Source organism: Streptomyces sp. V2I9 (assembly GCF_030817475.1).
Classification (GTDB): domain Bacteria; phylum Actinomycetota; class Actinomycetes; order Streptomycetales; family Streptomycetaceae; genus Streptomyces.
Genome location: NZ_JAUSZJ010000002.1, coordinates 2,548,859 through 2,564,630 on the forward strand (window position 1 = coordinate 2,548,859; position 15,772 = coordinate 2,564,630).

Genomic DNA, 15,772 nt, shown 5'->3' on the forward strand with positions numbered 1-15,772 from the left:
TACGCCTCAGGCCCGGCCCCCTGCGGCTCAGGCTCCCGCCGGCGGCTCGGGGGTGAACTCGGTGCGCTGGGTGATCCAGGGCGCACGGTAGTCGCCGAGCTGCATCTTCTGGTCGTCCCAGGTGCCGAAGCGCGGGTTGACGTCGATGTCGAGCGCCTTCGACGCCTTGGTCAGCGCCTCGCCGACGGCCTTCTGTCCGGCGGGCGTACCGAGGTCCACGCCGAGCGCCCGCGCCAGTTTCGGGAGCTGGACCTCCTGGCGCATGTCGGCGTCGATCTGGTCCGGGGCGACCCAGCGCTGCTGGAGCATCATCGCCTCGAACTGCTCCTCGCCGCCCTGCTGGGCGCGGCCGGCCTTCCGCATCTCCTGGATCTCCTTGCGGGTGACCGTGACCCCGGCGTCCTCGGCGGCCCGGTCGAGGACCTTGGTGAAGATCAGCCCGTGCAGCTTGGCGCGGCTGAGCTGGCCCGACTTGTCGACGAGCTGGGCGGCCTGCGGGGAGCTCTCCTGGGCGCTGCGGACCTGCGCGGCGCGGCCCTGGACCGTCGACACCTCGATCCGCTCGCCGCCGACGACGGCCGCCGCGCCGGGGTGGGCCTGGTCGCCGCAGGCCGACAGGAGCGGCGCGGCGACGAGTGTCGCGGCGAGGACGGCGAGCGCGGTACGACGACGGCGGTGCAAAGGAGCCTCCCGGGGAGAGTTTGTGCATGGGTGCACAAAGCCTTGCGGTGATCGATGTTAGGCAGTGGATGTGGCCCGTGCCACTGATTCGACCAACGATTCGGGAGGAGTTGGGGATGTGGTCCGCGGCGGGGTCCGGTACGGGACCGGCACCGGACCTCTCCGGCCGGGCGGCGGTCAGCCGCCGCGCAGGTCCCGCTGGTGGCTGAGCAGGCGGCGCAGGTCCGTCGGCAGCGGGTGGTGCGGCCCGTAGGTGCGCTCGGCGTCGTACAGCAGGGCCTGGAGCTGGGCCCGGCCCGCGGTGTGGTCCCCGACCGCCAGGAGCAGTTGGCCGATGCGGTGCCGGATGTCGAGGGCGCGGCCGGGGTCGGAGGTGATCGGCCCGTAGGCGTTCTCGTAGTACGGGAGGACCGCGCGGTACTCGCCGAGCGCGGCCCCGGCCTCCCCGAGCTGTTCGAGGCACTGGGCCGCGTCGTAGCGGAACTGGAGTGCCTGGCCGTCGGCCGGTCCCGCCTCGGCGGTGCGGTCCTCGGCGAGGCGGCGCAGTTCGGGCAGGGCGCGGCGGTACTGCCCGTCGTCCATCAGTGTCGCGGCGTACTGCTTGCGCAGGATGCGGACGACCGGGGAGCGCTCGCCGTGTTCGGCGGCGGCGGCCGGGAGGATGGCCCCGAGCACGTCGACGGCCCGGGTGATCCGGCCCTCGCCGAGCAGCTTCTTCACCTCGTCCACGGCCCGCGCGACGTCCGGCCGGGCGGGCGGCGGCGTGGCGTGGGGCGGGGCGCTGGGGCGCAGCGGGACGGAGGGCGGGGCGGCCGGGGGCGGGGTGAAGGGCTGCGGGGCGGCGAGCGTGGGCGGCGGGGCCGCGAAGGTGGCGGGCGCGGGTACGGACGCCGGGGTCGCGGCCCGGTCCGGCCAGGGGGCGTGCGGCCGCAGGAACGGGCGGGTCGGGTCGAGCGGGGCCGTGGGCGTCCCGTGCCGGGGCAGCAGCGGGGCCAGTTCCTCGTACACCTCCTGCGCGGAGGCCGGCCGGGCCTGCGGGTCCTTGGCGAGCAGCCGCAGCACGAGGGCCTCCAGCGCGGCGGGGACCTCGGGGCGGGTCCTGCGGACCGGGACCGGGGGCTCGTAGAGGTGGCGGTGCAGCACGCCGAGGGCGGTGGACCCGGCGAACGGGACCTCTCCGCTGAGGAGTTCGTGCAGCAGGACCCCGAGGGCGTACAGGTCGGTGTACGGGCCGACCGCGCCGCCCATCGCCTGCTCGGGGGCCATGTAGGCCGGGGAGCCGATGGGCGAGCCGGTGTGGGTGAGGCGGGTGGTGTCGGTGTCGAGGACGGAGGCGACGCCGAGGTCGAGGACGGTGACGGTGCCGTCGGGGCGGACCATGACGTTGCGGGGCTTGAGGTCGCGGTGGACGATCGGCACCGCGTGCACCGCGCAGAGGACGGCGCAGAGTTGGGCGGCGACCGCCACGGCCCACGGCCAGGGGTACGGGTCGTGCTCGGCCAGGTGGTCGGCGAGGTCGGCGCCCTCGACGTACTGCATGACGAGGTGGAGGTCGTCGCCGTCGTTGCCCGCGTCGTGGACGGTGACCAGCCCCGGATGGTCGACCTGCGCGGTGACCCGGCACTCGCGGACGAACCTGCGGCGCAGTTCGTCGGCGGCGTCGCTGCCGGTGGGGCCGGCGACGCGGTCGGGGCGCAGCAGCTTCACCGCGACGCGGCGGTCCAGTCGCCGGTCGTACGCCGTCCACACCTGGCCCATGCCGCCCTGGCCGAGGAGGGCGGCCAGCTCGTACCGGTCGGCGATGATCCGCCCGCTCACCGGCGCTCACCCTCCTCGCTCTCCCCGCTCTCCTTGCGGAGGTAGTCGCTCAACTCATCCAATTCGGCGCGCACTTGGTCGAGGCGGCGGGGTGCGGGGGCGGGCGTGGGCGGGGCGGTCGGCGCGGCGTACGGGTTGGGGTGGGGCCCGTGGGCCGGGTGTGGGTTCGCGGGCTGGGGCTGGGGCTGCTGATGCTGGGCCGGGTGCTGCTGCTGGTACGGGAGCGGCGGGGCGGTGTACGCGGCGGGCGTCGAGCCGACGGCGGCGTACGGGGGCGGGACGCCGAGCGAGCTGTAGTGGCGTATCTCCGCGCTCAGGTAGTACGTGATCACCGCGGTCAGACCGCCGAGCATCCAGGCCCCCAAGGTCAGGGCCTGTGCGTCCGTCATGTCGTCCGGGTCGTCCGGCGTGGCCAGGAGGAACGCGAACAGCCCGGTGTTCGAGACCACCACGACCGCCAGCAGGACCCAGTCACGCGGTCGGCGGGTGACGATCGCCAGTCGCAGCATCGGCGCCCACCCCAGCAGGCCGCAGCTCAGCACGGTCATCACCACGAGGACGACGCGCACCGCGGTGAGCGTCGCCGAGGACGGCCGGGGCGCGATCGGCTGCTGCGGCGTCGGGCCGTAGCCGTGCATGTGCTGCTCCTGGAGGCGGATGACGGACGTGTGGGGTGAGCGTATACACCTCCGCCGACCGGCTGTCCCCGTTGTCCCGACGTCGTGCCGAACCGTTGTGGTTCACGGGGGCCGGGCCGCCCGGCCCCGCCGGGCGGCCGGGGTCGGACGGGGCGGACGGGACGTCCGGGCCGGCCGGGGCGGAGGCCGGGACGTCCGGGTCGGCCGGGGCGTCAGGGGCGGACGGGGCGTCAGGGCGTGACCGTGCCGTCCGCCAGGCCGTCGTACATCCCCTGGACGAGCAGCCCGCCGAGCCGTTCCGCCGTCCGCAGCGCGTCCTCGAAGGCCGCCAGTTCGCGGAAGCGTTCCCCGTACCGCTGCTGTTCGGCGAGCGGCATCCGGGGCAGGTGGAGGCGGCGCGCGTCCAGCCGGGCGGCGGTGGAGGCGTAGCTGCTGGCCTGCCGGTGGTTGGCGGTGCCGCGCAGGAATCCGGCGAGGAACCAGGAATCGACGGCGGCCGGGTCGGGCCGCAGGAGCTGGAGGTTGCGGCCGAGTGCGGCCCCGGCCGTGGCCTCGTCCACGACCCGCGCCGCGGTGCCGCCGCCGAGCACGGGCACGACGACGTCGCCGGGTTCGAGCAGGACCGCCTCGTCGGCGGACGCCACCGGGCCGGGCGGGGGCGCGGGGGCCGCCGGGACCGAGCCGGTGAAGACGTCGTGATCGGTGAGGACGGGGCCGGCGGCGGCACCGGGCACGGCGGTGCCGGTGTGCAGGTGCAGGGCCCCGGCGCGGGCGAGTTCGCCGACCGTGATGAGCGGGAGGTGCGTGGAGCCGGCGGGGACGGCGGCCGGCGGGACGAGGCCGGCGGTCAGGCGCAGGGTCTCGGCCAGCTTCTCCCGGATCTCCCCGAGGCCGGACGCGCCGCCTCCGGGGGCGGCGCGCGGGAGGTGGCGGGCGGGGGCCAGGTCCACGTCGTCGTCGAGGAGGTCGACCACGGGCACGACGCGGCTGACGCCCTCGACGTCGGCACGGTCGCGCCAGGCGTCGAGCACGGCGGCGCGCACGGCGGGCCAGTCGAGCCGTTCCCGCCCGCCTCCGGCCGTCCTGCCGGTCCCCGTCCTGCCGGTCCCCGCCGCGGCGGCCGCACCACCCGCCGGGCCGCCGGGAGTGGGGGCGGCTTCCGGGACGGGGGCGGACGCGCCCGGCAGGCCGGCGGTGTCGGCCAGGAGGAGGTCGGCGGCGGGCCGCACACCGGGCTCCGGCCTGCGCAGCACCCAGAGGTGGAGCGGGATGCCGTACGGAGGGGCGGCCCCGGCCGGCAGCGCGATGACGGCCCGGAGGGCCCCCCGGCGCAGGAGCCCGGCGCGGATACGGCGGCCGGAGCGGCGGGAGGCGGCGGCGGGCGGCATCAGCAGGACGGCGGTGCCGCCGTCGCGCAGCCGGGCCAGTACGTGCTGGACCCAGGCGAGTTCGGACTCGGTGCGGGCGGGGAGACCGTACTCCCAGCGCGGGTCGTAGGCCAGCTCGTCGTGGCCCCAGTTGCGTTCGTTGAACGGTGGATGGCAGAGGACGGTGTCGGCCGCCAACTCCGGGAAGGCGTCCGCCCGCAGGGTGTCGCCGGTGCGGACGGCCGGACCCGGTGCGGGTCCGTGCGGGCCGTCGGCGTCCAGCGCCAGGCGGAGGGCGGTGAGCGCGGCGAGGGCGGGGTCGGCCTCCTGCGCGTACAGCACGGCGGGGCCGTGGACCGCGCGGAGCAGGGCGCCGGTGCCGGCGGCCGGGTCGAGGACGCTGCGGACGGGCTGTTCCCGGCCGGGCCGGTCGCCGCTCGCGGGCGGCTCGGCGAGCTCCGCCATCAGCTCGGCGAGGTGCGGCGGGGTCAGCGTGTACTGGCGCGGGTTGGCGTCCAGTTGCCGCCCGAGCAGGAACGCGAACGCCTGCCCGGCCCCGATGCCGGCGGCCAGCTCGGCGGCGGCGCGCAGCAGCGGCACGGACGGCAGCAGGTCCGGTGCGGTGGGCGTGTGAACGGCGCGCGCGCCGGAGGTACGGGGGGTGGTTCGCGGCGGAACCGCCGCCGGGAGATCCGCGTACTCCTGCCGCCCTGCGGCCGGGCCGGCTGCGGCCACCGGCCCCTCCACCGTGTGAACACCGGCCGCCTCGGGCCGACCCGTGCTGTGCGCACCGGCCGGTTCCGGCCCGCTCGCGGGGTGCGCCCCGACGGACTCCGGCGGACGCGCCGTGAGGAGACCGGCGGACGCCGGGCCGAGCCGGGCGGTGAGGACGTGCTCCATGGCGTGCGGCAGCAGCTCGGCCATCCGCTCGTCGGGGGCCGCCGTGAGCTCCAGCCAGGTGGTGGGACGGTCGCGGACGAGCAGCAGGGCACAGCCGGTGTGGATCAACGCCCGGACGGCTCCCGCCGGATGCCCGGCGACCTCCTGCCAGACGCGCTCCCGGAGCGGCACCTCGGCCAGCTTTCCCTGGTCACGCAGCCACTGTTCGACCTCGGACAGGGCGAAGGACGGGCTCGTTCCGGTGCCGCCGACCGGTTGTGGGAAGTCGGCGTGGCGACGACGCCAGTTGCTGACGGCGGCGCGTCCCACGCCCGCGAGTCGGGCGATTCCGGCCGCGGTGACCTCGGTCGCGTTCTCCGGCACTGGCTCTCCCCTTGGTCCGTCCGTCCGGCCGGTCCACCGGCCCGTCGACGCTGCCTGCCGCGAGCATAGCGACTCCCTCGCACCACACCCAGGAAGGCCATTGCCCGACACTTCACACACAAGTCGTGTTGACTCGGTTCACAAGCTTTGCTCTTATTGACCCGCCCCCGCCGGGGTCGTTTCTTCCGTCCGCTGTTCGGCGCGTCCCCGCGCCCCTCCTCCCGGAGCCTGAACCATGCGTCTCGTCACCCGTATCTCCGTCAACACCCTCTGCGCGCTGGCCCTCGTCGGCCTCGCCGCCTGCGGCACCGACTCCCCGAAGGAGACCGGGCCGTTCGCCGGCCAGTCGGGTCCGGAGGTGGCGAACAAGGCGCTCACGGCCACGAACGGGGTGAAGTCCCTGCGGATAGCCCTCGACATGACCACCCCGGACGGCCGGGTCAAGGCCGACTTCGCGTCGAGCCTGGGCGGCGACTGCACCGGGACCATGGCGCTGGACGGCCAGGGCGCCATGGAGGTCGTGAAGACCGGCGGGACGGTCTACACGAAGTTCGACGAGGCCATGCTGCGCTCGGAGATGACGGACGAACCGAAGGCCGAGGTGGACGCGGCGGTCGAGATGCTCGCGGGAAAGTGGATGGAGTCGAAGGCGTCCGACCCGGACACGGCGGAGGCCACCGAGTTCTGCGACCTGAAGGCGCTCCTGGAGGAGTTCGAGGCGAACGACAACGCCGCCGAGAAGAAGGGCCCCTCGAAGGTCGCGGGCAAGCCGGCCCTGCGGCTGACGGAGAAGGACGGCAAGGAGACGTTCACCTTCGACGTCGCCACCGAGGGCTCCCCGTACCTCCTGCGCGTCACCTCGCGGGGCGGCAAGGAGCCGATGACGATGAACCTCTCCGACTTCGACGTGCCGGTCGTGGCGGAGAAGCCCGCCGCGAAGGACATCGTCGACCTGGAGCAGTAGGAGCCCGGAGCGCCGGCGGAAGGAGTCCGCGGCGGCAGGGGGCGGAGCGGCCTTCTACGGCGCTCCCGAGGGTCCGCCGCGGCCGAACCCGACCTCGGCCGCGGGCAGGACGCGCACCCGGCGGCCCGGAAAGCGGAGGTTCCGGTAGATCTCGTTGTGGTGGGCGACGGACGCCTCCGGTTCGGCGTACGGGCCGGAGCCGTCCTGCCGGACCGAGGTGGTGTGGCCGTCCGCGACGAGCACCACGTCGTACCCCCGGCTCAGCGCCTGCCGGGCGGTGGACTCGACGCAGATCTCGGTGGCGAAGCCGGTGACGACGACCTCGGAGACTCCTCGGCCCCGGAGGACCGCGTCCAGTCCGGTTCCCAGGAAGCTGTCCGGGGCGGTCTTGGCGATGACCGTGTCGCCGGGGGCCGGGGCGAGTCGGGGCGTGATCCGCCATCCCTCGGTTCCGGGCTCCAGCTCCTCGTCCTGCTGCTGCACCAGCACCACCGGAGCCCCGGCCGCCCTGGCCCGCGCCTGGAGGCCGGCGATGGCGAGGACGGTGGCGGACGCCCGGTGCGCGATCCCGACGAGCGCGTTCTGCATGTCGATGACGAGGAGCGCGGGGGCGGCCGCCGCCGCGGACACCGTGTCCGTACCGGGGGCGTCGCCCCGACTGACGGCGCCCTGCGCGTCCGGGGCCGCGGCCACCGCGGCGGCCTCCTCCGCACGGGGGTCCGTCGTCACAGCCGGTGCCGTACCCAGACATTGGGCTCGGCATACACCGCGTACCCATGGGCGAGCGCGCAGTGCACCGGGACCAGCGCCCCCGGCACCTCCACCGGACCGTCCGTGTCGAACGGCAGCCCGGTCCACTGCCGCCACTGCGCGAGCGAGCCGCTCACGGTCATCGACACGGTGGCGACCGAGTCCACCGTCCCGCCCGCGCGCGCGTGGACCCGCAGCCAGGGGTCCTCGGGCAGCCCGTCCTCGGGGCGGGTCAGCCGGGCGTACTCCTCCATCGGCAGCGCGGGGCGCAGGTGCTTGCCGCTCGGCCGCACCGGGGCGACGACCTCCCGGAAGCCGAGCCGCCGCGCGTTCTCCCGCATCGCGGCGAGCATCCGGCCCGATATGCCCTGGCCCTGGTGGCCGGTCGCCACGGTGATCTCGATCGCGCCGACCGTGTCGGGCGTACGCCCGCGCCGCAGGTCCGAGAGGGCCCACAGCAGCATCCGGTCCCAGCCTCCGACCGGCAGTTCACCGCGCCCGGGGGCGTCCAGAGCGAAGGGCACGCTGTAGGCGCGGGCGACCACGGTCCCCTCGGGGTCGGTGGCGACGAGCACGTACTGCGGGAATTCGACGGCGATCCGGGGGAAGTTCGCCCAGCCGACGATGTCCTCCAGCACGAATTCCGGCCAGGTGTCCGGCATCCCGTTCAGGGCGTCACCGAGCTCCGGGCGCTCGGCGAGGGTGGTGATGTGCAGTTCCATACGCGCGACCCTAGGCAGTCCGCACCGCTCCGACCAGCGAATAAGCGCCCCGTACCGATCAACGGGGGCGGGGTGCGCGGACCCTCGGACCGGGCGCGCTTCCTGGTCGGGGAGCTGCCGGCGGGGCTGGACGAGGCGTGGCGCCGACCGATGCGATCAGGCCGGAACCATGAGGTGTGCATGGCGCGTCCCCACCCGTGACCTTCCACCCCGTGCGTCACCCGTGCGTCGTTTTCGAGGAGCAGAACCATGGCCCACCCCCAGCCCGGCAGTACACCGAACCGCCCCCGGAGAGGTGCCGGATGCCTGCAGAGCCTTCTGGTGCTCGCGGTGATCCTCGGCCTGGGCTTCGGCGCGTCCAAGATCTTCGGTGACGAGTCGTCGAAGTCGAAGGCGTCCTCCTCGTCCGCGTCGGACGGCCAGGGCGGCTCCTGGGAGATCGGTGACTGCGGGGGCCCTGACCCGGAGAACAAGCCGGACGGCTACCGGGCCTTCGACTGCGACGAGTCCGGCGCGACCTTCAAGGCGCTGGAGGTCAAGAGCGCGAGCATCATGCCCAACGCGATCCAGTGCCCGGCCGGCACGGACCTGATCATCCAGGTCTCCCGCGTCTTCGGCTCCAGTGGCGACAAGAAGAGCGGCGGCATCCCCACCAACACGGTCTGCGGCCGCAACCTGACCGGGGACCACCCCGGCGACGCGGGCGCCGGCGGCGGCCAGCTCGTCGAGGGCGACTGCGTGTCGTCGACGGCCAAGGAGATCGTCTGCGCCTCGGCCGGGGCAGCCGACTTCAAGGTCCTGGGGCTCGTCGACAAGAAGACCGACTGCCCGGCGGCGACCACCGAGCCGATGCAGCTGATGATGGCGCTCGGCCGCCCGTACAACGTCATCTGCGGCGGCAAGGTCTGACCGACCGCCGCACCCGTCCCCGTCCCCGCCCCCGTTTCGCTCCCGCCAGGCCCGCGGCGCCGGGGGCGGGGAGGGTCAGCCGCCGCACTGGGCGAGCATGGCCTGCTTGTCGGCCGTCGTGACCGGGAGGTCGTACTTCAGGGACACCTGGGCGAAGCGCACCGCGTAGGAGCAGCGGACCGGCTTGTACGGCGGCAGCCAGGAGGCGGGGCCGGAGTCCCGCTTGGCGTTGTTGGCCGGGCCGTCCACCGGGATGAGGTTGAGCGGGTCGTTGGCGATCTGCTCCCGTTTGGACTCGTTCCAGCGGGCGGCGCCCATCTGCCAGTCGTACGACAGCGGCATCACGTGGTCGATCTGCACCTCGGTGGCCCGCTGCTTGCGCCAGTCGATGGTCTCGCCGGTGTAGGGGTCCTGGAGCGTCATCGCCATGACGATGCAGTCGGACCCCGCCTTGTGCTCGACGCCCTTGCCGTCGCGGGCGAGCAGGTCGTTACGGGTGTCGCAGCCGTTGCGGGCGAGCGGAATGCCGTCGATGCCGTCCTTCCAGGCGTAGCCGAACTTCTTCCGCTCGTACCCGGTCTTCGGGCCGCGCCCCTTCGTCGCCACCTTCTCGATGACCTTCCGGGCGGCGGCCCGGTCCGCGTCGCTGGTGAGCGGGGCGAGACCCGGCTTCGTACCGTCCGGGTTGTCCAGCGGGCTCGCCCCGAAACCCTCGGCGGACCGTGCACCGCCGTTGGCCCCACCGCCCGTGGCACCGCTTTCGGCGGCGAGGTCGTCGGGGTCGCAGCCCGCCAGGGCGAGCACGACGAGGACGCCGAGGGCGGGCAGGGCCGCTCGGTGCGTACGGGGAGCCATCACGAGAAGCCGTCCTGACGGGGAGAAGACCGAACGCGGAGCATCCTACGAGCGTCTTCCCCGCCGGGCGGCTTCCATGACCGCGCTCTTGATGCACCGCCTCCGGCTTCACCGACGCGCCGCGTCCCCTTCTCCGGACTCCGCCCCCGGCTGGCGAAGACCTCGGGAGCGGGGAGGTCCCGGAGAGCCTCCGCACCTCGGTGGTCAGGTACGGGCACGGCTATCGACCGGCGGGGCCGTCGAGGGAGCGGCTCATGAACAGTGCCGTCTCCCCCTCGGACTCGGTGCCGCTGTAGAGCGAGGTGTCCAGACCGCAGAGAGCGAACCCCATCCGCTGATAGGCGCGGATGGCCGGAGCGTTGATGTTCGTCACCTCCAGCCAGACGTGTCCGGCACCGCAGGTCCGGGCCCGGTCGACGGCGTGGCTCATCAGCGTGCGTCCGATTCCCCGGCCCTGGTACGGCCCGGCCACCTCGATATCGGCAATGACCAGCCGCCGGTTCCAGGGCACGTACTCCGTGTCGACATAGCCGCACACCCGATCGCCGTCCAGCGCGACGAACCGGCGCGCCCCCACCGACGGCTCATCGCCGTCGGGCTCGTCGTCGGGGAAGACTTTGTGCACCGGCCGGTCCAGCCGAACGGGCCGAACGCCGAACCCGTCCCCGCCGGAGTCGACCACCTCGAAGACGGTGTCCGAGCCGAACTCCCCCCGGATGACGGCGGACCTGTCCCTCTCGCTCTCAGCCACGCGATAGGTGATCGCCTCGGCCGTCCCACGTCCGGCTGATGCGCTGCCAGGTAGCGTCATGTCCGCACCGTACCGGTCCGGTGCACCACGACGGTCGGGGACCGTCCGCCAGGTGACTCAGTCGACCCAGGCGACTCAGGCGGCCCAGGTGACTCAGGCGAGGCAGAACTCGTTGCCCTCGGGGTCCTGCATCACGATGCAGGACTCGTTCTCGTCGTCGGCAAACAACGTCCGCACATGTACCGCGCCGAACGCGACCAGTCGGGCGCACTCGGCCTCCAGGGTGGCGAGCCGCTCCTCACCCACGAGTCCGGTACCGGCCCGCACATCGAGATGCAGCCGGTTCTTGACGGCCTTGCCTTCGGGAACCCGCTGGAAGAGCACGCGCGGACCCACGCCCGAGGGATCGGCGCACGCGAAGTAGACCACCTGCTTCTCCGGCGGCAACGAGCGGTGGTACTCCTCCCACGTGGCGAAACCCTCCGGAACCGTCGGTACGACGTACCCCAGCACCTCGCACCAGAAGGCGGCGAGGCGCGCGGGTTCCTCGCAGTCGAAGGTCACTTGGAACTGCTTGATCGTTGACATCGGCGCACCGTACCAAGGGGGTCCCGCCGCCCGTTCCCCCGGTGGAACCCCGCGCCGTCGGGACATCGGGGCGACCCTGCCGAAACCTGGACCGGACCGGACACCAGGTGATGGCATCGAACAGGCCACGGAAACACCGCCTCCCCGGGCGTGCAGCCGCCTGCCGCACGGCTCGACCACCCACCGGCCCACCCGGCTGCCCACCGGGGCCGCACGAGGAGATCGGGGCGGCGGCGACCCACTGCGGCCCGGTGAGTGAACGCCCCTGGTCCCGTAGCCCGCATCGCCCGTACACGTCGGGCCCCGCCGGACACGTATGTCCTGCGGGGCCCGGTCGTTCACGCCCTGCCCGAGCTACGAGCCCAGGATCGTCGTCAGGAACTCGCCCGTCCACGCCAGCAGTTCCCGGCCGATGACCGGCTTGCCGCCGATCCTGCCCGCCGTCGGGCGCGGGACCAGGATCTGGTGGGCGGCCGGTTTGATGACGGCCTTGGGGTGCAGGCGCTTCAGGCGCAGTTCCTGGGATTCGCGCAACTCCACCGGGGCGAAACGGATGTTGGAGCCCTGGAGGACGATCTCGCCGACGCCGCAGGAGCGGGCCAGCATGCGCAGGCCGGCGACCAGGAGGAGGTTCTCGACCGGTTCGGGCAGGGGGCCGTAGCGGTCGGTCAGCTCCTCGCGGACCGCGCGGATGTCGTCCTCCGAGGAGGCCGAGGCGATCGCCCGGTACGCCTGGAGGCGCAGCCGCTCGCCGGGGGCGTAGTCGTGCGGGACGTGCGCGTCGACCGGGAGCTCGATCTTGACCTCCAGCGGTGGCTCCTCCTCGACGCCGCCCTCCATCTGGGCCCGGTAGTCCGCGACCGCCTCGCCCACCATGCGGACGTACAGGTCGAAGCCCACGCCCGCGATGTGGCCGGACTGCTCGCCGCCGAGGAGGTTGCCCGCCCCGCGGATCTCCAGGTCCTTCATCGCCACGTACATGCCCGCGCCCATCTCCGTGTGCTGGGCGATCGTGGCGAGGCGCTCGTGGGCGGTCTCGGTGAGCGGCTTCTCCGGGGGGTACAGGAAGTAGGCGTAGCCCCGGTCGCGGCCACGGCCCACCCGGCCGCGCAGCTGGTGCAGCTGGGAGAGGCCGAAGTTGTCGCCGCGCTCCACGATCAGCGTGTTGGCGTTGGAGATGTCGATGCCCGATTCGACGATCGTCGTCGAGACCAGGACGTCGAACTTCTTCTCCCAGAAGTCCACCACCACCTGCTCCAGGGCCTGTTCGGACATCTGGCCGTGCGCCGTGGCGATGCGCGCCTCGGGGACGATCTCGCGCAGGCGGGCGGCGGCCCGGTCGATGGACTCGACCCGGTTGTGGATGTAGAACACCTGGCCCTCGCGCAGCAGTTCACGCCGGATCGCCGCGCCGATCTGCTTCTCCTCGTACGGGCCGACGAAGGTGAGGACCGGGTGGCGCTCCTCCGGCGGAGTGGTGATCGTGGACATCTCGCGGATGCCGGTGACCGCCATTTCGAGCGTACGGGGGATGGGGGTCGCGGACATCGTGAGCACGTCCACGTTGGCGCGGAGCTTCTTCAGCTGCTCCTTGTGCTCGACGCCGAACCGCTGCTCCTCGTCCACGATGACCAGACCGAGGTCCTTGAACTTCGTCTCGGAGGAGAACAGGCGGTGTGTGCCGATGACCAGGTCGACCGAACCGTCCTTGAGCCCTTCGAGCGTCGCCTTGGACTCCGACTCGGACTGGAAGCGACTCAACGCACGTACGTTGACCGGGAATTGGGAGTAGCGCTCGGTGAACGTGCCGTAGTGCTGCTGGACCAGGAGCGTGGTGGGCACGAGGACCGCCACCTGCTTGCCGTCCTGCACCGCCTTGAACGCCGCCCGGACCGCGATCTCCGTCTTGCCGTAGCCGACGTCGCCGCAGATCAGCCGGTCCATCGGGACCGTCTTCTCCATGTCCTCCTTGACCTCGGCGATCGTGGAGAGCTGGTCGGGCGTCTCCGCGTACGGGAAGGCGTCCTCCAGCTCCCGCTGCCACGGGGTGTCCGCACCGAAGGCGTGGCCGGGGGCCGCCATCCGGGCGGAGTAGAGCTTGATCAGGTCGGCGGCGATCTCCTTGACCGCCTTCTTCGCCCGCTGCTTCGTCTTCGTCCAGTCCGCGCCGCCGAGCCGGTGCAGCGTCGGGGCCTCGCCACCGACGTACTTGGTGACCTGCTCCAACTGGTCGGTCGGGATGTACAGGCGGTCGCCGGGCTGGCCGCGCTTGGCCGGGGCGTACTCGACCAGCAGGTACTCACGGGTCGCGCCCTGGACCGTGCGCTGCACCATCTCCACGTACCGGCCGACACCGTGCTGCTCGTGGACGATGTAGTCGCCGACCTCCAGCGTCAGCGGGTCGATCGTCTTGCGGCGGCGGGCCGGCATCCGGCCGAGGTCCTTGGTGGCGGTGCGCTGGCCGGTCAGGTCGGTCTCGGTGAGCACGGCGAGCTTCAGCGCCGGGTCCACGAAGCCCTGGTCGATGGCACCGCAGGAGACGTGGACCAGCGACGGGGTGATCTCGGCCAGGTCCGCGTCGAGCCGGGCCGCGATGCCCTCGCCGCTCAGCACCTCGACCGTACGGGAGGCGAGTCCCTGGCCCTCCGTGACATACACCGTGCGCCAGCCGTCGGCCAGCCAGCCCTTGGTGTCGGCGAGCGCGCGGGCGGTGTCGCCCCGGTACGCCTCGGGGGCGCGCATCGAGAGCTGGAGGGTGTCGTCGTCGTGGTCGGCGGCGTCGGCCGCGAACGGGGAGACCGTCCACCACATCATCCCCAGCTCACGGGCCCGGTCCCGGACGTCCGCGATGCCCCACAGCGAGGCCGCGCCGACATCGATCGGGGCCTCGCCGCCGCCCGCGCTCGCCGCCCACGACGCCTGGAGGAACTCCTGGCTCGTGGCGACCAGGTCCGCCGCCCGCGTCCGCACCCGCTCCGGGTCGCAGACGACCGCCATCGCACCCTTCGGCAGGACGTCGAGCAGCAGCTCCATCTCGTCGACGAGGACCGGGGCCAGGGACTCCATGCCCTCGACCGCGATGCCCTCCGCGATCTTGCCGAGCAGCTCGCCCAGCTCCGGGTGTGCCTCGGCGAGGGCCGCGGCCCGCTCCCGCACCTGGTCGGTCAGCAGCAGCTCACGGCAGGGCGGCGCCCACAGTCCGTGCGCGGCGACCTCCAGGGACCGCTGGTCGGCGATCTTGAAGTAGCGGATCTCCTCGACCTCGTCGCCCCAGAACTCCACCCGGAGGGGGTGCTCCTCGGTCGGCGGGAAGACGTCCAGGATGCCGCCGCGTACGGCGAACTCGCCGCGCTTCTCGACCAGTTCCACCCGCGAGTAGGCGGCGGCCGCCAGCGCGTCCACCACCTCGCCCAGGTCCGCGCCCTGGCCGCCCGCAAGACTCACCGGCTCCAACTCGCCGAGCCCCTTGACCTGCGGCTGGAGCACGGAGCGGATCGGCGCGACGACGACCGAGACCGGGCCGGTCTCCGGGTCGTCCTCGCGCGGGTGGGCCAGGCGCCGCAGCACGGCGAGGCGGCGGCCCACGGTGTCCGAGCGCGGTGAGAGCCGTTCGTGCGGCAGGGTCTCCCAGGAGGGGTACTCCGCGACCGTGTCCGGCGGCAGCAGGGTGCGCAGGGCGGCGGCCAGGTCCTCGGCCTCCCGCCCTGTCGCGGTGACGGCCAGCACGGTGCGGCCGGTCTGCCGGGCCAGCGCGGCCACGGCGAACGGCCGCGCGCCGGGCGGGCCCACCAGGTCGACATGGGCCCGGTGCCCGTCCCCGGCGGCCTTCACCGCCTCGGCGAGCGCCGGGTCCGTAACGACGACATCCAGCAGACCGTGCAGACTCATGAAGTTTCCGTCCGGGTGATCAAGGGGTACCGGCAGCAGGCTGCTGCCGGCGGGCGAGCAACGCGAAGGGCCCGACACGTGAGACGGGCCGGGGTGAATTCCAGGGTACGGCCAGGGGCTGACAGCCGCGCCCGCAACGGGTGGGCCGGGGCCGCCGACGGCCTCGCCCCGCCCGAAGCGCCGGGGCCGCCACCCGCGGCACGCCCTGGGGGGCGCCACCCGGGCCGCGCCCGGGTCGCCGCTCGCGCCGTGCCTGCGGCATGCCTGCCTCGCGCCTGTGCCGCGCCCACATCGTGCCTGCCTCGCGCCCGTGCCGTGCCTGCGGCATGCCTGCCTCGCGCCCGTGCCGTGCCTGCTTCGCGCCCCTGCCGTGCGCGCTTCGGCGGACAGGACCGTCCGCGGCGCGCCGCCCGTCGTGCCGGGACGGCCGCTCACCGGCCGTCGCGCACCATTCATCTCCGCACCGCACACAGTTGTGTCGGGGACCCTCACAAGAGGGACCCCAGCGTCTAGTCTTTGCCCGACCGTTACATGGCCCCGCGCGCGTGCGGGACCGCGCGCACGCGTACGGGTGCGCG

General features: G+C 73.5%; 12 protein-coding genes. 2 read left to right on the forward strand and 10 right to left on the reverse strand.

Annotated features, from left to right (window positions below; genetic code table 11):
- Positions 1–27: 27 nt before the first annotated feature.
- The 4 genes from QFZ71_RS11095 to QFZ71_RS11110 form a co-directional block, all read right to left on the reverse strand.
- A complete protein-coding gene (locus QFZ71_RS11095; protein ID WP_307668087.1) occupies positions 28–681 on the reverse strand; it encodes a SurA N-terminal domain-containing protein in 654 nt (217 codons plus the stop codon).
- A 177-nt stretch (positions 682–858) separates the two neighbouring features.
- Positions 859–2,499 (reverse strand): serine/threonine-protein kinase, encoded by a 1,641-nt coding sequence (locus QFZ71_RS11100; RefSeq protein WP_307668088.1) that lies wholly within the window; start codon positions 2,497–2,499, stop codon positions 859–861.
- Positions 2,496–3,137 (reverse strand): hypothetical protein, encoded by a 642-nt coding sequence (locus tag QFZ71_RS11105; protein WP_307668089.1) that lies wholly within the window; start codon positions 3,135–3,137, stop codon positions 2,496–2,498. Before QFZ71_RS11105 ends, QFZ71_RS11100 begins: the two co-directional genes overlap by 4 nt.
- 230 nt (positions 3,138–3,367) lie before the next feature.
- Complete coding sequence (locus tag QFZ71_RS11110) at positions 3,368–5,767, reverse strand: N-6 DNA methylase (RefSeq protein ID WP_307668090.1); 2,400 nt, start codon at positions 5,765–5,767, stop codon at positions 3,368–3,370.
- A 235-nt stretch (positions 5,768–6,002) separates the two neighbouring features.
- Here QFZ71_RS11110 and QFZ71_RS11115 point away from each other — a divergent pair, with 235 nt between their 5' ends.
- The gene (locus QFZ71_RS11115; RefSeq protein WP_307668091.1) at positions 6,003–6,731 is read left to right on the forward strand and encodes a hypothetical protein; all 729 of its coding nucleotides are present in this window, start codon (positions 6,003–6,005) and stop codon (positions 6,729–6,731) included.
- A 54-nt stretch (positions 6,732–6,785) separates the two neighbouring features.
- Here QFZ71_RS11115 and QFZ71_RS11120 read toward each other — a convergent pair whose 3' ends face one another.
- Together QFZ71_RS11120 and QFZ71_RS11125 are read right to left on the reverse strand one after the other, a co-directional pair.
- A complete protein-coding gene (locus QFZ71_RS11120; RefSeq protein ID WP_307671410.1) occupies positions 6,786–7,361 on the reverse strand; it encodes a cysteine hydrolase family protein in 576 nt (191 codons plus the stop codon).
- A 95-nt stretch (positions 7,362–7,456) separates the two neighbouring features.
- Positions 7,457–8,203 (reverse strand): N-acetyltransferase, encoded by a 747-nt coding sequence (locus QFZ71_RS11125; protein ID WP_307668092.1) that lies wholly within the window; start codon positions 8,201–8,203, stop codon positions 7,457–7,459.
- Positions 8,204–8,452: 249 nt separating this feature from the next.
- Here QFZ71_RS11125 and QFZ71_RS11130 point away from each other — a divergent pair, with 249 nt between their 5' ends.
- A complete protein-coding gene (locus QFZ71_RS11130) occupies positions 8,453–9,112 on the forward strand; it encodes a hypothetical protein (protein WP_307668093.1) in 660 nt (219 codons plus the stop codon).
- A gap of 75 nt (positions 9,113–9,187) precedes the next feature.
- Here QFZ71_RS11130 and QFZ71_RS11135 read toward each other — a convergent pair whose 3' ends face one another.
- From QFZ71_RS11135 to mfd, 4 genes are all read right to left on the reverse strand, one after another.
- On the reverse strand, positions 9,188–9,967 hold the full coding sequence (locus tag QFZ71_RS11135; protein ID WP_373465104.1) for an HNH endonuclease family protein: 780 nt from the start codon (positions 9,965–9,967) through the stop codon (positions 9,188–9,190).
- Between the two features lie 220 nt (positions 9,968–10,187).
- Positions 10,188–10,778 (reverse strand): GNAT family N-acetyltransferase, encoded by a 591-nt coding sequence (locus tag QFZ71_RS11140; RefSeq protein WP_373465105.1) that lies wholly within the window; start codon positions 10,776–10,778, stop codon positions 10,188–10,190.
- A 93-nt stretch (positions 10,779–10,871) separates the two neighbouring features.
- Positions 10,872–11,306: a VOC family protein gene (locus tag QFZ71_RS11145; protein ID WP_307668096.1), complete on the reverse strand. Its 435-nt coding sequence runs from the start codon at positions 11,304–11,306 to the stop codon at positions 10,872–10,874.
- Positions 11,307–11,660: 354 nt separating this feature from the next.
- Positions 11,661–15,194: a transcription-repair coupling factor gene (mfd, locus tag QFZ71_RS11150; protein WP_307668097.1), complete on the reverse strand. Its 3,534-nt coding sequence runs from the start codon at positions 15,192–15,194 to the stop codon at positions 11,661–11,663.
- Positions 15,195–15,772: the final 578 nt, after the last annotated feature.